The following is a 19877-nucleotide window of genomic DNA, read 5'->3' as shown; positions in this document are numbered from 1 at the left end:
GAAGGAGATTTGCGACAGATTCAATTGTTCCACACTGACCGTGGTAGTGAGTTTAAGAATAAGTTAATCGATGAGACATTGGCTACATTCCAGATTAGCCGTTCATTAAGCATGAAAGGTTGTCCTTACGACAACGCCGTTGCTGAAGCTACCTTTAAAATAATGAAAACAGAGTTTATTAACCAAATGAATTTTCAGAGCCTGCAACATCTTACGTTGGAGTTATATGACTATGTCAATTGGTATAACAAGCACCGCATACATGGGACATTAGGCTATATGAGCCCAGTTAATTATAAAAGAAAAGCCCTTAAAAAAGTTGTTTGATTTTGTGTTGACAGTCCATTGGTACACCGGAGAAAGGAGACAGCAATAATGATCAATGGATTACCCTAAAGAGTGGTATGTATGCGCAGTCGGATCAAAATACATGTACCTTATCAAAATTATTGATTTTCAGAAGTAGGTAAGAAACGTTTCTCCGATTACAATTAGAAATGCAGTTATTTCTGACTTCACATTCTCAATATTTAAAAATTTGTTCTCCGTTTTCATTATAGAACGCAATCACATTTTCAAGATTCTTAATTCTAGCATCAAAAATTCTATAAACTTTATTACCTTTCTCAAACGTAACTACTTTCTCAGAGCCATCTTCAAATATAACTTTGAAATAATCTGTTTGACTTTCCAGCTTCTTATTACTTACGTACAAAGTGAAACTGCCTGCCTTAAACCCACCTATATATATTCCAGACTTATGAATCGAAGAAGCGTTACGTGAGTATATAAATTTACCTCCTGCTTTTCCTTCAAGAAAATATATAATTACTCCATTTTCATTTTCACGAATAAGATGATAGCCATCATCATATTTCACGGTGAGTGTAGGAGAGAAGTTTTCGTTTTTCAAGAATAGTGTAAGATCGTCCTTATCAATGGTTTGATGCCCACTACATCCTATCGCTAGGAGCAGCATGAGCAATATCAGTACTCTTTTCACGCTAACACTCCCTGCACATTACTTGAGGTGGGAATTTATATATGTAATTGCTTCACTTGGACTTCTTTAACAGAAATGAGGTGCTCCATGTTCCTGCGTAAAAAAGAACGAAAATAAAGGAATGTAGTGCTATTCCAATTAATGAAATAACATTCTTGTACAGTTCATTTAGTTGAAGAGTTAGAATAGGAGCTGGGATACGTGAGAAGAAAAATTTACATTCTATTTTTAATCATAATCGTTTTAGGTTTAATTACTTCTTGCTCTGATAAAGAAGAAGGGGATATTTTAGCTGTAGTCTCAAACCTAGAAGTAATTGAAAAAGGAAAAGAAGAACCAGAGACGTATTGGATTATTGCTATTTATCCTGATAAATCTAAATCAAAAGAAAAAATAAAAATATTTGTTAAGGATGAAAATGTGTGGAACCTTATAGACATTAATCGCAAATATACTGTCCACTATGCAAAAAATAGCAATGGGGTAATAAATTTATATGAAATCGAGAGATTGAAGTAAATAAAATGAACTTTTGCAAGAGGATAAACACCAGTTTTAAAGTCAAAGTCAATACCTGAATAGTTATTACTCAGATTTTGATTTGTAAGCAAATGTTTCCCCGTAATTATTACTAAACCAGTTATTACCATAACGTTCCCGAATCCCCCTCATAAACATGCATCCCTTTCTGAGCGGTGAAACATGTTTTACTCTACGTAACAAAATCGATTAATTTTCCTTCTTATTACGCTTAATAAAGTCCATAACAACAATCAATATCAACAAAATCAAAGATTGTAATAAAGGCTTAACAACACTTGATTCATTGTAGATAAAATAAGCAAAGGCAAAATTCATTATAAATAAAATAAAGTATGTCATTGTCTTATCATCTCATTTCAAAACCATGGTTCTACTATTGTGGAGTATAAGTAAGGGAGGTGTAATGGTGTGTAGAATTTTATATTCTTGAAGTAGATTGCCTTATTTCTAAACGCAGAATAATAATTTTTAGTTGCATAAATGATCCATAAAGTAGTATTAAACACTGCATGAACTTAGCTAGGTACGTTGAGCCATTTAAAATCAAAAAAATCTGAATATTTGCTTTCCATTTTTGTCGAAAAAATATATATTGTATTCCATTTCCTTAATTCGATCATCAAAAATCCTATACGTCTTTTTTCCTTTTTCAAATTTATATTCTGCCTCAGATCCATCATCAAATATTAACTTATAGATAACAGCTTCTCTCTCAAATTCTTTATTGCTAACATGCATAGTGAAACTTGCATCTTTATAAAATCCCAAATAAACTCCTCGTTTATTAATAGGGTATGAATTATATGTGTATGTGTATTGTCCCCAAAAAGATTTATCCATAAGAAAGTACATCGTTATATCTTTATCGTCTTCCCTAATGAGTTGGTAACCATCATCATATTTCATGATAAGTGTAGGAGAGAAGTTTTCCTTCTCCAAAAATATTTTAAGGTCGTTGTCATTAAGATTACTGCACCCTATTGTTAATAAAAAAATCAGTAAAACTATTATTTTCTTCATAATGACCTCTTTTCTTTAGGAAGAAGTCATCTAAAGTGGACCTTCCTCCTTTGTTAATCAACAAAATACCCAAGGAAATAAAATCGACCATACTATTTTATGGGATGATAATTTATCTATTCTTCTATTTAATTGTAGACCTGTCATAGTACTTACATAAGGGTGTAGGAAGTATCCACAAGTAAAGCGCTCCTTTTGTTATATGTAATTACAAAGGAGGCAGGACAGTCTAACCATCTGTCCTACCTCCTATGATTACTTATTGCTATCAGTCTGTGAATTATCTTACGGTAGATCATGTTTACATACATCCCATTCTCAGACGCTTTTTCCCATTGCACCTTCCCACCATAACCAGAAGCTATAAGTTAAAATATAATTAAGCGAAATAGGCTAGTCTGAAAGTAAGAAAAACCATATTCAAATTTTCCAATAGCATGACGAAATGAGTTACTATTTTATAAATTTGAACTATCGCTCATTTTCATGATAACTTGTGCTTCCTCATAAGAAGTAGATGGTGCTATAATGTATGCCCCTTTCGGGTTATTAGATTCTCCTTCACGCAAGATTTCGATTTTGATTTCTTTCCATTCTTCAGAAACCCACATAGTTCCAACGATATCAATATGATGAGCTGAGGGATCAGGATTAATATAAGTAAGCACCGTATAGTTTACCCCTGTTTTATCTGTGTGCATGGTTAATGGAACTAGTTCATATGACTTTGTAAATGGAAAACTATCAATTTGTATACTGCCCTCAAATCTTTCTTTTCGAAATAAAGGCCGATGATATGTTCCGTTTACACGTATTATTGTTTTTTTAACAGTTTTCGAATTTCCTGCATTAAATTGTACAGCCGGTAATTCAAACTGAACACGTGACGGAAATTCGTACAACCATATAAAAAAACCGAAAATGATTACTACCACAAAACTGATAAAAGTTATACGCTTTCCCATCTTATTCTCCTCTTCTTACAATACTTCTGAAGTTTTAGGAGCTAAGTTTAATGAATTTTAGTAAATCTGTCCAGGATGAGTTGGAGAAAGAGGATATATGACTTTGATTGTTTTATTTTCTAGTCCTGTTAACTCCACTTGAGTAATAACAGCTCTACGTTGAGCGTACGGATTCACATATGCTTCCACGCCCTTATTACTGAGACCATACCCACTCGGTCTATTTGAAAAATAATAGTTTTTCCCTTCTACTTTTGCTCTAACAGCGGCTCCATTAGAAGATCTATACACAAAGCCCGGTACCCCTGTTAATATATCTCCATTTACTTTTGATGCAATAAAGGTTAATGCTTGCTTATCATCACTTTCTCCAACCTTTTTAACATACATAAACTCAATTACTGTCATCTGAGCATACGTATACGAAGCTGATATATCTTCTACCTTTGTCTCTCTTCCAAAATTCACATCCTTAATAAAACTTGCCGCCGTATCGAAAAATGAAATTAACAAATCTGCCCCTGAAACCCTTGATGCTCCTTCAAGTGCTAGTGTTTTTACAACTGTAAGAGCACCCGCTTTCCAATCTACACTTGAATGATGTATCACCACTCCAGTCGTTTTTAAATTTGAGTTTTTACTGTTAGGTTCTGCTATTAAATGTTGCACTTCATAGCTCTTTCCATTTTTACTACTAACCCCTCTCCATGTTGACCAAACTACATTATCCATTGTTGGGACCGATACATATGGACTAATCGACATTCCCTTTTGAAGAACAAACTTATTTTTAACCTCCTCATCAGACATAAATTTTACTCCTAATGATTCCAGTTCACTATTTACACTTTGGATTTTTTCAAAGTCAGTTTTCTCTTGTAAACGTAATTTTGCACGTTCTTCATAAAGTTCATTTATTCTCGCCTCTCTCTGGCCTATATTTAAATCATTATTCGCAGATACCAAAGTTGATACATTGAAAAACAATAATAACGCCACTACAACTGTAAATGATTTTTTAAACATGCTAACCCTCCATTTTATAACTTTTTATTGTTTAATTACTATACATAAAATCATACAGATTGATTAAAAGTTGCACTGAACACATTAGCCTGTAAGGTCTTAATTCTTGATTCTACACCTGTCATGGAATGAGCCTTAACTCGCTCTAGAGTAACTAATGTCTTACGGACTTACAACGAATGATCTTATACCGCTTTCTGGATCGATATACCATTTAACATAACAAATTTCATACTTTACCTACTTCGCTCACTAACATTAAAGTTGCCAACATGCTACACCTTAAAGATTTGATAATAATAAGAGGTAAAGAATATGCCATGACCAATCCACTAAAATTTAATGTAACCAACGTCTAGTTTTCTATGGTTTCTATTTCTCAGCTGAATGTCATAACCCGCATTCTTTTCCTTTGTGCATTCCCCCTTTCCATATATTATTTAATCCGTTAAAGTAGATATTTCGAGAATATAATAAGAATTAGTACAATTTCCAGGAATTTTTTCTTGTATATATTTCAAAAATTTGGAATATCTCTACAAGCTCTTGAATGCTTGCATAATATGGAACAGTATGAGCATGAAAAACCTTACTAGCATAAGAATTAAAATACTTTGGGTTCCACAGGATGGTTTGCAGCCATTCTTTAAAACACATATGCGCGTCATAGTGACGATCTGTAGAAAAGCTAAACACAATGTATTCTCTTGATTGCAGCTTGGATAAATCCATATAAAATGTAGTGGTCTCATAGCGGGCAAACGGAAGTAACGAAAGTGATGACGAAGATGGAAGCATATCCTTTTCATACACGAGTAAGTACACGGAGAATATATCTAGCTGAGTATTTTTGTTATCTGGGTATAATACCGCTCCATCATTTATCTTGAGGAAGTCTATATAATCGGATGGAAGCTTTGTTCGTATGCCTTCTTGAAATTTGAGAAGATATTCTTCATTAACTGGCGGATTTGAATACAATGTGATTGGACACTTTGCATGTAAGTTTTGAGTTGTAATGTTGGTTTGCTCTTGCCTGAAATGATTTAAAATATGTTCAATCTCATTCAACCACAACACTCCTATAGACGAACTAATTCAGACATCTTTCGTCGTTATTATCCTTACTCTCTCTGGAGACAACCTAACCTTACCCAGAGTTTTGAATAATTGATTTTTATTTTTTTTATTCGAAACAAAACCCGATTAACAAGTATCCGATCCCCTCATTATTAAACACATAGCCAATTATATGCTTTATCATGGGCTGAAATATTTTTGTACTCTATCGTGGACTTGGCGAAGTATTCTAAAGCAGCCTCCGGATCATTATTGTGCAATAGGATATCTCCTTTAAGCTTGTAATAATGCGCAAGGTGCGCACGCTTAAGAGGGGCTGTACGGTGGGCAATTATAGATTTCTCCATAAGAGTTTCATATGTAAATAGTTTTTCCGCAGACTCAACATCTAATCTAGACATATAAATATCCATAAGAGCTACAACCGCGTGAACGATATTCCACTCAGATGGATTCTCTAAATACGACTCTAATTGCTTCATTCCAAGATCAACGTTTCCACTCCGTGCATTTATACAACCAATCATAAATTTAACATTATCTTGAGAATATGCATCCTGAAACTTACTATATTCATGAAAGTATTCTCTACTCTTATCAAATTCATTTAAATAATAATAAGCATTACATACAGCAAATATAGCGTATGAACGGTATATATTATTCGGTTTAGCATGAACAATAACATATTCATTAAGCTCTATCGATTCACGGTATTCAGATAAACTATAAGCATGAACTGCCAGCATATAAAATAACTTTACTTTTTCCTCTTCATGTAAAAAATCTGCATACTCTAATATGCATTTACCAGATAGATACGTTTCGTGCAATTTTGTAAAATCATTTCTTTCAATTCTATACTTTTGAAACAGGCCCTTAGCAAAGAATTGCATAATACCGTGACTACGAGAGTAATCAATGATTAATTTTAACAAAACTAATTTTACATCCTGTTCATCTTGCTTCATTGTAAATTGATACAATTCTGCAACTGCATCATAACTCTCGCCTTTAACTATAGTTAAATAACGCTCCGCAATTCTAGATATAGTTGTTGAAATACATTTACGTTCTATAGCTTCCTCAAGTATTTCCCACAGAGATAAAGCGCTCCTCTCCCCTTGAACATACAATTCGATGTAATCTTCATAGGGAATACTCAATACTTGCATGACAGCTTGTAACTTTTGAAAGTCCGGTTTCTTTACTTCTCCATTTTCAAGTTTAGATAGCGTCCCTTTGCTTACACCTGTCGTGTTAGCTAGTTCCGATAAGGTCATTTCAGACTTCATTCTGTATGTACGAACTAAATCTCCCAATGAAAAAGCGGCACTATTCAACCCTCTCACCTTCCAAGTTTTATAAGATTTAAATCTGTTATGAATGACAAAGGACTCCAGTGTGTCATCAGAACACTTATAAGGAAGACCTTTTCTCAGTGAATTGTTGTGTGGTAACTCAATTCCACAAGAATAGGTCTTCCTTTTGCTATTTATCTATTTACACATAATATTTTACGCTCTCACTGCCTAACGTTTGAAACACAATACTAGATATTTATTTTTAGCGCCCGGGATACCTCTACAAGCTCTTGAATACTAGCGTAATACGGCACAGTATGAGTATGAAAAACCTTACTTGCATAAGAATTGAAGTACTTTGGGTTCGACAGGATGGTTTGCAGCCAATCTTTAAAACACATATGCGCGTCGTAATGACGACCTGTAGAAGAGCTAAACACAATGTATTTTCTTGATTGCAGCTTGGATAAATCCATATAAAATGTAGTCGTCTGATAGCGGGCAAACGGAAGTAGCGAAAGCGATGATGAGATTGGAAGCATGTCCTTTTCATACACGAGTAAGTACACGGAGAATATATCTAGTTGAGTATTTTTATTATCTGGGTATAACACCGCCCCATCATTTATCTTGAGGAAGTCTATATAATCGGATGGAAGCTTCGTTCGTATGCCTTCTTGAAACTTGAGGAGATATTCTTCATTAACTGGCGGGTTTGAATACAAAGTGATTGGACGCTTTGCATGTAAGTTTTGATTTTTGATGTTGGTTTGCTCTTGCCTGAAATTATTTAAAATGCGTTTAATCTCATTCAACTACTACACCTCCGTAGGTAAGATGGAACAACTAATTTACTTGGGCTTGTTCATAGCGTATTCATTCAATAGTTCATCAAGCTGTTGACTTATCAATACCACCCTATTATCCGTTAGACTTGCACATACACTTATAAGCTGTATCATCTCAATTCTTTTCTTCTCAATTATTTCAGTTATGGTCATATTTAGCACCTTAGTTCATAGTGAAATAGAACCCCATTCAATGTTGGTGTTGGCGCCACACCGTATCCTCTTCTTCTCTGAGAATAGGTTACTATGGGTTTTGGATAACGGTTTCCATATTTTTTCGTACGAAACACCTAGCTCTTTTCTCCGAAACAAAAGAAGGTTGATCTTAAGGAGAATAATCATTCTTCCTAAGATCAACCTTCTTTTCTAGTTCAACAAAGCTAGATGGAAGTACTAGTTAATTATCCATGGTGCTCCTCCGAAATATGAAACAATACCATCTTCTACTGGCAATACTCCTATAGACAAACATACTACCATGATAAGAAGTGATATCTTAGCAACTAGCTTTTTCATATGACAGTCCCCTTCCATACTATGAGCCAAGTGTATTAAAAACGAGATTCAACTCCTCAATAGCTTTTCGATTTAACCCGTTAAATGAAGTAAGTGTTGAATTCGTTATTAACGATAAGCTGTTGAATGCCTCTTCGTAATACGAAATTTGAGCATATTCCAATGCACTTTTTCGATAATATTCAAATGCCTCATTAATTTCATCTTTTTCTGTTAACCAGTCCCCTTTGAGCTTATAAAAACATGCTAATTTGCCTCTCTTCTCCGGGGTTGATTGAGCATCACTAAGGGATTCTATCATCATATCCTCAAAATCAAATAGTTTTTTTACTTCATCCAATTTTTCCTCATTTAAATATAATTCCATAAGTAAAACTATTGTATATACGAGATTATATTCAGACGCCCCTCCAAGATATTCCTCTAATTGGGTTATCCCTAAGTTAACATCTCCACACAGAGCACTAATACGACCATTCATATATCTTATATTGTCTAGAACAAACGGAAATGAAAATTTTTTATACTCTTGAAAGTAATATATCCCCTTATTCATATCGTTTAGATAAAAATAAGAATTACAGGCATTATATATAGCATTCGCACGAAATTCACTGTCAGTTAAGTCGTTTTCAATAACATACTCACTCAGTTCTATAGACTCCTTATGGTTCTGCAAGCTAAAAGCATGTACTGCTAAACAGTAATATAACAATAAGCGCTCCCTCTCATTTAAAAAACCAGCATAATCTAATAAATATCTGCCTGATTGATACGTTGCATTAAGTTTAGTGAAATCATTTCGATCAATAAGATACTTCTGGAATAGTCCTTTTGCAATGTACTGCATAATCCCATGGCTTCTGGAGTAATCAATTAGCATCTTCAGTAGCTCAAGCTTAAGTTCCGTTTCACTTTTTTGAATGGCGATATCAAAGAATTTAGCTACAACCTCATGACTCTCACCTTTCGCAATCGTCAAATAACGTTCAGCAATATGTACAACGATCTTTGAGGGACAATTCCGATCAATGGCCTCCGAGAAGATTCGTAATACAGCACTAGCGCTCTTTTCTGCTTGAATATAGAGGCCAATATATTCTTCAAATGCAATACCAAGTGCGTCTGTAACAGCTTGCAGCTTATAATATTCGGGCTTCTGGACTTCCCCATTCTCAAGCTTTGACAGTGTACCTTTACTCACTTCTGTTATTCTCGCTAGTTCAGATAGGCTCACATTAGACTTGGTTCTGTATTTATGAATCAGCTCTCCTAACGATAAAGTGATACTGCTCAACATACTCACCTTCTCCTTCATGTATTACGGATAAATCTTCATATTGAACATGCGATTATTAAACGGAAGTTAATTTAAAAATGTCTAAGATGGGGATTCCAAATGAAGTTGAGGATTAGAGAAGAAGATGTGGATATTTGAATCCTACCAAATACTTGTAAATGTTGTCAATATTCCAGTAACGTTAATGTTGTACAGTTTCATGGAAAGCCCGCAAGGATTCGCCTCAGATTGGTGAAGAGTATATCCTTTTATAGGTAATGAGCGCCCCCATCACTCTTCTATTATTTTTTTCATAGATGCAACAAAATTGTCCCATCCCCCTGTAAATGACATGTTCATTCCCAAGCCGGCTCTTCTTAATTTATCTCTCAATTGAATGAAGGCTTCTCTTTCCTTTTCAGTTAATTGAGCATTCGGGAAGCCCGTATATTCAGGATACTGAGATAGAACATGCGCTATAGCTATTAGCTCATCATTCGATTGTTTATCTATCAAATCTAACCCAGACCCATAAACTTCAATCATATGTAGATTTTCTAAGATGTCTTCGATCTTTTCTAAGATTACACTTTCATCCGCCCAATTCATTTGGAGCTGATAGTCAATTGCACTTTCCAATTCAACAAAGTCATGCATCACCATAGTTGCGGCATGATTAAGAGCCTCTTCATTCGAGTCATACCTTATATAAGAAAAGGCAAGCAAGAGTACATTCAAACAAATAGACACAGCAAATATCACCTTAAATAATCTCATAGCCCCTCCATTTCTTCTTCAGCAATCTGCATGCTGCTTCGAACATTATTTTACAATAATACTCCATTTACCGTTTCGTGCCATACTAAACCCGTCACTTCTCATAAACTTGGTAGCGCTTTCAATTTTATTCATAAATTTCATCGACATTTAACGCTTATTTTACAATGCCTGACTATATTCCTACCTAGGTCCTATGATACAATCAAAACGAACATAATTACATACATCATTCAGGGGGTATTCCATACCATGACTGCCAAAAAACTTGCACTTGCACTTTCTCTAACTGCTATGCTCACAGCAGCAATGGCGGGACCTATCTCTGCAGCTCCATTCGAGCCAATTAAGCACATCGATTGGATGCAAGAGAAATCATTCGTTGGCGGTGGACAAGATGGTCTTGCACTTGAACGTCCGATCACGCTTATCGAAGCAGTTGTAATCTTCTCTCGTGTACAAGGTCAAGAAGCTGCTGTAAAAACAGTCGATCCTGCGGTAAAAGGCAGCTGGGCTGCACGTTCCCTTACTTGGGCGAAGCAAGCTAACGTTGTTGACGCAGAGCAATGGAAATCCCTTCACAAGCCTGTATCTGCAGAAGTTTTGAATGCGGTTGCAAAAAAAGCAGGTATTGAATTGAAAGCAGAAGGCGAGACCGTTACTCGTGAAGCTTTCATTAACGCAGTAGGTGAAGCAATTACGGTTCATTTGACAATTGGTCATACGAATGACGTTCACGGTCATGTCGTTGAAGACGAGCGCGGTAAGGAAATGGGCTACGCGAAAATGGCTACCTTGATCAAAGAAATGCGTGCGGAGAACCCGAACACAATGCTTATCGATGCAGGGGACATGATCCAAGGTACAATCTATGTCAACTTGTCCAAAGGTGAATCCGTTCCTGCACTTGTGAACCCACTAGGTTATGATTTGATGACAGCGGGTAACCACGAGTTCGACTTCGGTCATGAGCAATTGACGAAAGTATCTAAAATGTTCGAATTCCCTGTATTGGGCGCGAACGTATTTGATGCAGCAGGCAAGCCATTGTTGAAGCCTTACGTGATCAAAGAAATCGAAGGTAAGAAGATTGCGTTCCTTGGTCTTGTAACAGAAGAAACACCAATCGTTACACACCCTGATAACGTTAAGGGCCTTACTTTTAAAAATACAGTTGAAACGGCTAAAGAATGGGTACCGAAGCTGCAAAAGATGGCAGACAACGTAATCATCGTGTCCCACTCTGGATTGGAAGCAGACCGTGAGATGGCGAAGAGCATTGAAGGCGTAGACCTTATTATCGGCGGTCACTCTCACACGAAGTTGTCCAAGCCTGAGCTTGTAAACGGTGTTTACATCGTACAAGACTGGGAGTACAGCAAATCCCTAGGCCGTGTAGACCTTTATTACCACAATGATGAAGTTGTGCATTTCTCTGGCGGATTGATTGAATATGATAAAAATACAAAAGCAGACGAAGAGACAGCGAAGCGCGTTGACGCTTTGAAGAAGGAAGCTGACACGTTGTTGAACGTGAAGATCGCTTCCACGCCAAATGTATTGGAAGGCGACCGTACGAAAGTACGCGCGGAAGAGACGAACTTGGGCAACATGATCGCTGACGCTATGTTGGAGCGCAGCCGTTCCATCCCAGGCTTCGAAGCTGACGTAGCGATTACGAACGGTGGCGGTATCCGTACAACGATTAAGAGCGGCGACATTACGAAGCGCAACCTGTACGATGTACTGCCATTCCCTAACACAATGGCAGTTGTTGAAATCTCCGGTAAAGAGCTTGTTCAAGCGATGGAGAACGGTGTAGCTGATCTAGAAGCTGGCGGCGGACGCTTCCCGCAAATTAGCGGAATGTCCTTCTCCTTCGATGCGAAAGCTCCTAAAGGCAGCCGCGTGAAAGACGTAAAAGTAGCGGGTAAAGCAGTTGACGAAGCGAAGCAATATCGCGTAGCAACAAATGACTTTATCGTAGCTGGCGGTGACGGCTATGAAATGTTTAAAGGTAAAAAAGCACTTAATACAGGCGTAACGTTGTACGAAGTGGTTGAGGACTACCTCATCGCGAAGAAAGAAGTTGCACCGAAGTTGGATGGACGTATTACGAAGCTGTAATCCAATATATAGCAAGATGTCATATTGCTGTAACATGGAACAGCTACAATAGACATAAGAGTCTCATTTACTGAGATCAGAACCGTTCGTCCCCTTCCTATTGCATAAGCCCCTTGCGGTAACCTGCACTTGTTGTGCAAGTACGCAGGGGGCTATTTTACATGATGGTGATTCTGCATGGGCTTCTCCCCACTCCACTCATTCGCAGCGGCGTACGCCTTATATATCGGTTCGCTGACCAATGCGAATAACCACAACAGTCCGATAATAATAAGGGTCGTGCCGATAAAAATTTTGCACTTGCTGAACTTCCTGAATTCTGCTGCTGGTGCCGGAAATGGCGCTACTGGTGTTGCTGAAGGTAACACTGTAGATGATATTGTGGATGATACTGTATATGATGGTGCCGATGACGTTGTATATGGTGCTGCCACCAAAGTTGCCGATGGCGTTATCACTATATATGAAACTTCTGATGCAGCAAGCTCCTTAGTACCATTCATTGAACCGTTCATTGTAACGTTCAATGAATCATTTCGAGAACCTTTCCTAGGATCGTTCATCATGTCCTCTCCTCTGACTGATACGTTTATGCAAGTAATGATAACGAACAGACATGAATGAACATTCAGTAATGTATGAAGAAAAGATGAAGAAATTGCCCAACTCTCTATTATGGTAAGGAGCAATTGAAGCGTGAACGGTAGAGGGGTGGGAAGATCGAACACTTTTCTATAACCGTACCCGCTGAATATCCGCAAAAAAGCAGTTATTTAGGCTGGAAAACGCATAATTGGGGACATTTGCGACAAAAGTGCAGGCTTTTTACGCGAAATGGGCACAAATCGGAGATATGAGCAAAAATAACTGCACTTTTGTCTTAATCTCCCCTGTTCTATCGATAAGGGGGAAATTAAGATGCAGATTTGTCACACACCTGATTAAAACACAACGATAGCACAAAGATGAGCCGATAGCTCCAATAGCTCCGGCAACTCTATACAGCAAAGCCCCCAAGCATCCGCAGTAAAACGGGCTTGAGGGCTATTTTAACTTCTCACGCTACTAAACTGCTAAGCCATTTACACCATACCAATGTAACCAGTGGAGCGATTAGCTTCTGCCTTTTTACATTCTTTATGTTTGGTAATCACGTTACGGCACTCGCGGCAGGGTAACAATAAAGCGAGTTGCCGTCGCATCACTCTCTGCCCAAATACGGCCGCCATGCAGTTCGATAATTGTGCTGGAGATCGCGAGACCGAGACCTGACCCACGTCTATCCCCCGTCCGCGACTTATCCACCCGATAGAAGCGTTCGAATACATGCGGCAGATCTGCCTGCGGAATCTGCTCTCCATAATTAATAATTTCTACTCTAGCTTCCACAGGATCAGAATGAACGACCATATCAATGAACTGTCCTGCTCTTCCATACTTCATACCATTGGACAGCAAGTTCTCGAATACACGGACCAGCTTCAACGTATCGGCATTCACATAAGCCGGGCGCTGTGCATTGCGCATCCGCAGGGTCATCCCACATTCCTCAACCGGAACCTGATAATGTACGAACAGTTGGCTGACTAGCTCGGCTACATTTACACGCTGCGTATGCAGCGTCATTCCACCGCTCATACGAGAATATTCGAATAAGTCCTCGATCATCAGATGCAGACTTTCAGACTTTTCATAAGCGATACGAATATAATGGCGCAGTTCAATTTCATCGCGGTACCTGTCTTCCTCCACTAGACGCAAATAACCAATAATCGAAGTAAGCGGTGTCCGCAAATCATGAGAAACGTTCGTAATTAACTCGGACTTCGTTCGCTCCGCTCGTCGCTCTTCTTCAATGGAGTACTGTAATTTATGCGCCATCTCGTTTAAATTTTGCTCCAACTTGCCCAGCTCATCCACTTCAGAATGGACTTTAATTCGCTGTTCCAAATTGCCGTCCGCAATCGCCTGAACCGTCGTAACAACTTGGTTAATACGCTTAACGGTTAAGCGCATTAGCAAATAATAATACAAGAAGAACGAGAATAAACCTACAACAGTAATAACCAACTCTGGTGGGAAAATTTCCTCTATTGCCCCGAAAATATCCCGTGCAAACCCAAACATTTCAACCAGAAATACGCACAGCAGCAACAGAGCAAATACAGTCGCTACGGATAGCAAAATACTAAGAAGCACATTAATAAGCAGCTTCCATGTCAATTGTTTAGTCCAATTCAATCTTGTACCCCACTCCCCACACCGTCTGAATACAGGAATGCCCGCTGCGCTTCAGCTTATCCCGCAGCTTGCTAATATGGGCCGCCACGGTGTTGTGCGCCCCTTGAAAAGGCTCATTCCAGACCAATTCATAAATATCTTCTGCCCGAAAGACACGCCCCTGATGCTTGGCCATCGTATATAAAATATCAAATTCAATCGATGTCAGATGAATCGGTTGACCATCCACATTGACACGGTGCTGCTCCTTATCGATCTCCAACGCGCCGAGCCTAATTACATGCTGTGCGGTCATCGCGGTCCCGGAACCGCTGACCTGCAATCGTTGATTTAGCTGGTACGAGCGTCGCAGCAGCGACTTGATGCGAGCCATAAGCTCTAAAGGGTTGAACGGCTTCGTCATGTAATCATCCGCCCCTGTCATTAGCCCCATAATCTTGTCCATATCTTCCGTCTTTGCACTCAGCATCAGAATCGGCAAAGCATGCCGCTCACGTATAATTCGGCAGGCTGTTAAGCCATCCAGCTTCGGCATCATCACATCAAGAACGACTAAATTCACATCATGTTTCTCCAACTGCTGAATGGCCTCTTCCCCATCATGTGCCATAAGGCAGCTATATCCTTCATTCGTTACATAAATCCGTATCAAGTTGGCTATCTCACGGTCATCATCTACGACTAGAATGGTTGTCATGCCCGAAATTCATCCCTTCTCTTCTCTATGGTTCAACCCGCTAATCTATCATTTTATCTTTATCTACTCTGACTTACTCAGTACGTACGCTTTACGTAATGTAAGACTCATATCTGGCGGATCAACCGTTGCTACCTTCGCCCTTACGGAGAAAGCAGGTCCTTCCTATTTCATCACCTAATACAGTGTAGCATAGGATAAATCCCTTGTTGGGAAGATGATTCTAACTTCAGAAAATCATCATCTTTTCGTAAACTTTACATTTGTCAATATTGTCAAGTTATCATATACTTGTGAATTGTAACGCTAACTAGGGATAGAACATACAGGAGAGATTCGATATGACCCGAAAGATTACCCAACAACATATTGCTGATGCGATGAAGTTATCGCGCAATACCGTATCGAAAGCACTGAACAACGAGCCAGGCTTGCGCGAGGATACCCGTCTACGCATCATTCAACAAGCAGTAGATATGGGCTATACGAAGCTGCCTCCCGATATATTAGAACAATTGCAAGCACATACCGCTGCGATGCAACCCGAACGAGCTTCGGCTACAGGCAACCGTATTATTTCATTACTATCCCATTCGGATTATGTAAATAACTCTTATTGGTCACAGTTTCTGAAAGGCATGAACGCGGCACTAAAAGAACACCGCTATATGGTCACCATGACACTCGTCGATCGGGAGGATGAGCAAGCGCTCCAACTGCCTGACATCATTGCTGAACAGCAGTCGGCTGGCCTCGTCATGATCGGGCCATTTTTAAAAGAATACTACCAGCTCATTGCGCAAAGCGATATACCTGCCTTATTCGTAGATACTTATGCCAGCTTCTCCATGAATGAGCTGTGCACAGATGTAATGCTCGTGAACAATGAAGATAGTGTCTATCGCATCACGTCCGCATTAATCGCCCAAGGACATCGTAAGCTTGGATTTGTAGGCGATATCGGTTCATGCCTCAGCTTCCAAGAACGCTGGCTTGGATTTAAGCGCGCCATGCAGGACCATCATCTACTTATAGAAGAGAAGTATGGGGTTACGAGCCACGATCCTATGCATCAGTATAATGAGCATTCTCTTCGTCAAGCATTAGCAGCAATGAAGGAACGCCCAACCGCCTTTATATGCGTCAATGACGAGATTGCGTTAACGATGCTGCATTTGCTCCGCCAAGAGAACCGTGAAATACCGGAGGAAATCATGTTGACTGGATTCGATCATATTGCAGAAATATCATTAATCCACCCAACTCTTCCTACCGTCATCGTTCCGATGTACGAAATGGGTATGCGTGCGGCTGAGCAATTAATGTGGCGCATGCGTTATCCTGAACGCCCATATGAGCTCATTCGACTAGCCGCTCAAGTATGCAATATCAACAAACTTTAATTCATACATAAAAACTAAACAAATTACACCTTATTTGTGCACACTATTCGTTGACATAGTGTGCATTTTATTTTACATTTTAGTTGTGAAAGAAAACGCTGTCAGCAATGGACGAATGAAGCATCTTGGCGAGCACAAACACGACAACAACACGCTCTCTACTCTATTTGACCAAGAACATCATCCAGCAAGTTGACAAATGTAAACTTAACGATTTCGCAATGTATGTAACTTAACACGCTTTGAATACACCAAGCGTATAACCTTCACCTAAAGCGAGGTATTCTTCATGAGCAAAGTGAACATTATCGGTCCTAGCATGCCTAACATTCCATGGGAAGAACGTCCAGAAGGACATAAAGACGTATTGTGGCGCTACAGCCAAAATCCAGTCATTCCTCGTGACTTGCTCCCGAACTCGAATAGTATTTTCAACAGCGCAGTTGTCCCATACGAAGATGGCTTCGCTGGCGTATTCCGCTGCGATGACCGCAACCGTTACATGCGTTTGCATGCAGGGTTCAGTAAAGACGGACTTAGCTGGGAGATCAATCCTGAGCCAATTACGTTCGAGTGCGACGATCCTGAGATCGGTAACTTCATCGAAGGCTATGATCCACGCGTATGCTGGATTGAAGATCGTTTTGTTGTCACATGGTGTAACCTTTACCACGGTCCAACGATTGGTGTCGCTTATACACATGACTTCAAGACGTTCCACCAGATGGAAAATGCATTTTTGCCATACAACCGCAACGGGGTTATGTTCCCACGCAAAATCAACGGCAATTATGCGATGTTGAGCCGTCCATCCGATACAGGACATACGCCATTCGGGGATATTTTCTACAGCGAAAGCCCTGATATGGAATTCTGGGGCCGTCACCGTCACGTTATGGCACCAATGGGTGGCTGGCAGAGCAAGAAAGTCGGCGCAGGTCCAATCCCGATCGAGACTAGCGAAGGCTGGTTGATGATCTACCACGGCGTGCTTAACTCCTGCAATGGCTTCGTCTATGCATTCGGCGCAGCATTGCTCGACTTAGAGCAACCATGGAAAGTGCTGTACCGCAGTGAGCCATACTTGCTTCAGCCATCTACACTCTATGAATGTGTAGGAGACGTACCAAATGTTGCGTTCCCTTGCGCATCGCTCGTAGATGCGGAAACAGGCCGTATTGCAATCTACTACGGTGCTGCTGATACGGTAACCGCAGTCGCATTCGGTTATGTCGATGAAATTATTGAATTCGTGAAGAATAACTCTCGCGTAGAATAGTTACACTAGTAAGAAAATAGTTACATGAGTAAAGGAATAGTTGCTTTAGTAGTTCAGTAACTACACTTGGAACTAAGTAAATGAACGAGCAGCTCAATAGCTGCACTTGTAACGAAGTTGCTGCGCTGCGATAGTTACTAAGCCAACAAGTTACGATAGTGAACGACGATTGCAGCAGAGAAAAAGACAGCGACGATGAGCACCATGCTATGCAAACTGACATAGAAATTGCTTACCGCCGCTGTTTTCTTTCTTTTTTACTAATATGTTAGGTAATGGGTTTGTTTATCGATAACGCACATGTTATCTTTATATTATGTAACACAAAGAATTCACGAACCATGTTCGCGCTTTCTTTGTAACCCCACCCCCTGTATTCGTGCCCTCGATGCAGGGGGATTTTTATAATTTTGAAGATGAAATCGCAAATGAAACGCACTCGCTCCTTAGCTGCTACTAAGCCTAACGGTTACCACAGAGGCTATTTCGCCATATTTGCTCATTTTAAAAATCTAACGGGTGTCATCGAGCTTATTTATCCATTTTCGCCCCATTTTTCATCTACAACGCCACAATAAGCTCTACCACGACCGTTAGCTTTTAATAATGGCCGATTGTGCGAAAATAACGTCTATAGAGACCGTTAAAAGTCACTCCCAGACGATATTGGATGACCTAGTCGCAAGTTCAGACTCTCCTCTGCTCATTCCTTCGTCTTGTTGTGCCAACAACTCCCACAATCATTTGACCACGTATGTTGCGAGCTCTAATTACTTCTTCTCTACAGCATGTCCGCCGAACTCATTGCGAAGCGCTGCAACCACTTTACCGTTAAACGTATCTTGATCTAGTGAACGATAACGCATCAGCAATGACATCGCGATAACAGGTGTAGCTGCCTGAAGATCAAGCGCTGTTTCAACCGTCCATTTGCCTTCACCAGAAGAATGCATCACGCCTTTAATTTCATCCAGCTTCGCATCTTTGGAAAATGCACGCTCCGTAAGCTCCATCAGCCATGAACGGATAACGGAACCGTTGTTCCACACTCGCGCTACTTTTTCATAATCGAAGTCGAAATCGCTCTTCTCCAATACTTCAAAGCCTTCACCGATAGCAGCCATCATGCCGTACTCGATCCCGTTGTGGACCATTTTCAAGAAGTGGCCGCTGCCAGCTCGTCCGCCATAGAGATAACCGTTCTCTACCGCTGTATCACGGAAGATAGGCTCAACGTGCTGCCAAGCATCCTCGTCTCCACCAATCATGTAGCTAGCTCCGTTGCGAGCCCCCTCCATACCGCCGGAAGTCCCGACATCCATAAAGCGAATGCCTTTCTCTTTCAACTGCTCGTGGCGACGAATCGATTCTTTAAAGTGAGAGTTACCAGCTTCGATGATGATATCGCCTGTGGACAGCAAAGGTGTCAATTGCTCGATGACCGAGTCAACCACACCATGAGGTACCATAATCCACAATACTCTCGGTGCTTCCATCGCCTGTACCAGTTCCTCAAGTGTATAAGCACCTGTGGCACCAAAGGACTTCATTTCATCTACCGCTTGCTTATTAAGGTCGAATGCTACAACCTCATGCTTATGATCGAGCAAGTTCTGACCAAGATTGAGCCCCATTTTTCCTAATCCAACTAATCCTACTTTCATGCTGTTTCCCTCCACCAGATGTTATATAGATTGCGCATATTGTAAATAGCATCAAAATAGCATCAACGCTACTGTTCTAGATTTGTGACACACCTCAGCAATACT

The 19877-nt window shown here is 39.7% G+C and carries 20 protein-coding genes; 7 read left to right on the top strand and 13 right to left on the bottom strand.

The features are described from left to right. Window positions 1-327, top strand: a 327-nt coding sequence (locus tag H580_RS0109185; protein WP_028594511.1) for an IS3 family transposase, incomplete at its 5' end; no start/stop codon positions are given. 196 nt (window positions 328-523) lie between these two features. On the opposite strand, the gene H580_RS0109180 is transcribed toward H580_RS0109185, so the two are convergent. Beyond that, window positions 524-1003, bottom strand: a complete 480-nt coding sequence (locus H580_RS0109180) for a hypothetical protein (RefSeq protein ID WP_028594510.1) — start codon at window positions 1001-1003, stop codon at window positions 524-526. 201 nt (window positions 1004-1204) lie between these two features. Here H580_RS0109180 and H580_RS0109175 point away from each other — a divergent pair, with 201 nt between their 5' ends. After that, a complete protein-coding gene (locus H580_RS0109175) occupies window positions 1205-1522 on the top strand; it encodes a hypothetical protein (RefSeq protein ID WP_028594509.1) in 318 nt (105 codons plus the stop codon). Between the two features lie 567 nt (window positions 1523-2089). On the opposite strand, the gene H580_RS0109165 is transcribed toward H580_RS0109175, so the two are convergent. From H580_RS0109165 to H580_RS0109120, 9 genes are all read right to left on the bottom strand, one after another. Beyond that, window positions 2090-2566: a hypothetical protein gene (locus H580_RS0109165; protein ID WP_028594508.1), complete on the bottom strand. Its 477-nt coding sequence runs from the start codon at window positions 2564-2566 to the stop codon at window positions 2090-2092. Between the two features lie 458 nt (window positions 2567-3024). After that, window positions 3025-3531, bottom strand: coding sequence for a hypothetical protein (locus H580_RS0109160; protein ID WP_028594507.1), 507 nt, complete (start codon window positions 3529-3531; stop codon window positions 3025-3027). Window positions 3532-3588: 57 nt separating this feature from the next. Further along, window positions 3589-4557 carry a hypothetical protein gene (locus tag H580_RS0109155; RefSeq protein WP_028594506.1) on the bottom strand — a complete coding sequence of 323 codons (969 nt, stop codon included), beginning with the start codon at window positions 4555-4557 and terminating at the stop codon, window positions 3589-3591. Between the two features lie 480 nt (window positions 4558-5037). Continuing rightward, window positions 5038-5628 carry an SMI1/KNR4 family protein gene (locus H580_RS0109150; protein WP_028594505.1) on the bottom strand — a complete coding sequence of 197 codons (591 nt, stop codon included), beginning with the start codon at window positions 5626-5628 and terminating at the stop codon, window positions 5038-5040. Between the two features lie 161 nt (window positions 5629-5789). Next, window positions 5790-6980 (bottom strand): helix-turn-helix domain-containing protein, encoded by a 1191-nt coding sequence (locus tag H580_RS23830; protein ID WP_157282813.1) that lies wholly within the window; start codon window positions 6978-6980, stop codon window positions 5790-5792. 209 nt (window positions 6981-7189) lie between these two features. Then, on the bottom strand, window positions 7190-7756 hold the full coding sequence (locus tag H580_RS0109140; protein WP_028594504.1) for an SMI1/KNR4 family protein: 567 nt from the start codon (window positions 7754-7756) through the stop codon (window positions 7190-7192). 36 nt (window positions 7757-7792) lie between these two features. Beyond that, window positions 7793-7942, bottom strand: a complete 150-nt coding sequence (locus H580_RS25815) for an aspartyl-phosphate phosphatase Spo0E family protein (RefSeq protein WP_084509092.1) — start codon at window positions 7940-7942, stop codon at window positions 7793-7795. A gap of 382 nt (window positions 7943-8324) precedes the next feature. After that, window positions 8325-9605, bottom strand: a complete 1281-nt coding sequence (locus tag H580_RS0109125; protein ID WP_051217357.1) for a helix-turn-helix domain-containing protein — start codon at window positions 9603-9605, stop codon at window positions 8325-8327. A 270-nt stretch (window positions 9606-9875) separates the two neighbouring features. Next, window positions 9876-10361: a hypothetical protein gene (locus tag H580_RS0109120; protein ID WP_028594502.1), complete on the bottom strand. Its 486-nt coding sequence runs from the start codon at window positions 10359-10361 to the stop codon at window positions 9876-9878. A 252-nt stretch (window positions 10362-10613) separates the two neighbouring features. Between H580_RS0109120 and H580_RS0109115 the strand changes: the two genes are divergently transcribed. Further along, the gene (locus tag H580_RS0109115; protein ID WP_028594501.1) at window positions 10614-12488 is read left to right on the top strand and encodes a bifunctional metallophosphatase/5'-nucleotidase; all 1875 of its coding nucleotides are present in this window, start codon (window positions 10614-10616) and stop codon (window positions 12486-12488) included. A gap of 279 nt (window positions 12489-12767) precedes the next feature. Then, the gene (locus H580_RS0109110; protein WP_157282811.1) at window positions 12768-13112 is read left to right on the top strand and encodes a hypothetical protein; all 345 of its coding nucleotides are present in this window, start codon (window positions 12768-12770) and stop codon (window positions 13110-13112) included. A 531-nt stretch (window positions 13113-13643) separates the two neighbouring features. Here the strand turns inward: H580_RS0109110 and H580_RS0109105 are convergent. Both H580_RS0109105 and H580_RS0109100 read right to left on the bottom strand, forming a co-directional pair. Next, window positions 13644-14729, bottom strand: a complete 1086-nt coding sequence (locus H580_RS0109105; protein ID WP_028594499.1) for a sensor histidine kinase — start codon at window positions 14727-14729, stop codon at window positions 13644-13646. Then, window positions 14716-15426, bottom strand: a complete 711-nt coding sequence (locus H580_RS0109100) for a response regulator transcription factor (RefSeq protein WP_028594498.1) — start codon at window positions 15424-15426, stop codon at window positions 14716-14718. The genes H580_RS0109105 and H580_RS0109100 overlap by 14 nt, the downstream gene beginning before the upstream one ends. Window positions 15427-15767: 341 nt before the next feature. On the opposite strand from H580_RS0109100, the gene H580_RS0109095 reads away from it, so the two are divergent. From H580_RS0109095 to H580_RS26180, 3 genes are all read left to right on the top strand, one after another. Beyond that, on the top strand, window positions 15768-16829 hold the full coding sequence (locus tag H580_RS0109095) for a LacI family DNA-binding transcriptional regulator (protein WP_028594497.1): 1062 nt from the start codon (window positions 15768-15770) through the stop codon (window positions 16827-16829). A gap of 289 nt (window positions 16830-17118) precedes the next feature. Further along, window positions 17119-18108, top strand: a complete 990-nt coding sequence (locus tag H580_RS0109090; RefSeq protein WP_028594496.1) for a glycoside hydrolase family 130 protein — start codon at window positions 17119-17121, stop codon at window positions 18106-18108. A gap of 410 nt (window positions 18109-18518) precedes the next feature. After that, a complete protein-coding gene (locus tag H580_RS26180) occupies window positions 18519-18686 on the top strand; it encodes a hypothetical protein (RefSeq protein ID WP_157282808.1) in 168 nt (55 codons plus the stop codon). Window positions 18687-18878: 192 nt separating this feature from the next. Here the strand turns inward: H580_RS26180 and gnd are convergent, their stop codons facing one another. Further along, window positions 18879-19772: a phosphogluconate dehydrogenase (NAD(+)-dependent, decarboxylating) gene (gene gnd / locus H580_RS0109085; RefSeq protein ID WP_028594495.1), complete on the bottom strand. Its 894-nt coding sequence runs from the start codon at window positions 19770-19772 to the stop codon at window positions 18879-18881. Window positions 19773-19877: the final 105 nt, after the last annotated feature.

The organism is Paenibacillus assamensis DSM 18201 (assembly GCF_000422445.1).
GTDB classification, from domain to species: Bacteria; Bacillota; Bacilli; order Paenibacillales; family Paenibacillaceae; genus Paenibacillus_B; species Paenibacillus_B assamensis.
The sequence above is the reverse complement of the archived record's forward strand: the minus strand, read 5'-3'. Positions and strand labels throughout refer to the sequence as shown.

Coding starts and splice junctions, on each gene's coding strand:
- H580_RS0109165 (WP_028594508.1), bottom strand. CDS start 2,566: ATGAAGAAAATAATAGTTTTACTGATTTTTTTATTAACAATAGGGTGC.
- H580_RS0109160 (WP_028594507.1), bottom strand. CDS start 3,531: ATGGGAAAGCGTATAACTTTTATCAGTTTTGTGGTAGTAATCATTTTC.
- H580_RS0109155 (WP_028594506.1), bottom strand. CDS start 4,557: ATGTTTAAAAAATCATTTACAGTTGTAGTGGCGTTATTATTGTTTTTC.
- H580_RS25815 (WP_084509092.1), bottom strand. CDS start 7,942: ATGACCATAACTGAAATAATTGAGAAGAAAAGAATTGAGATGATACAG.
- H580_RS0109125 (WP_051217357.1), bottom strand. CDS start 9,605: ATGTTGAGCAGTATCACTTTATCGTTAGGAGAGCTGATTCATAAATAC.
- H580_RS0109120 (WP_028594502.1), bottom strand. CDS start 10,361: ATGAGATTATTTAAGGTGATATTTGCTGTGTCTATTTGTTTGAATGTA.
- H580_RS0109115 (WP_028594501.1), top strand. CDS start 10,614: ATGACTGCCAAAAAACTTGCACTTGCACTTTCTCTAACTGCTATGCTC.
- H580_RS0109100 (WP_028594498.1), bottom strand. CDS start 15,426: ATGACAACCATTCTAGTCGTAGATGATGACCGTGAGATAGCCAACTTG.
- H580_RS0109095 (WP_028594497.1), top strand. CDS start 15,768: ATGACCCGAAAGATTACCCAACAACATATTGCTGATGCGATGAAGTTA.
- H580_RS0109090 (WP_028594496.1), top strand. CDS start 17,119: ATGAGCAAAGTGAACATTATCGGTCCTAGCATGCCTAACATTCCATGG.
- gnd (WP_028594495.1), bottom strand. CDS start 19,772: ATGAAAGTAGGATTAGTTGGATTAGGAAAAATGGGGCTCAATCTTGGT.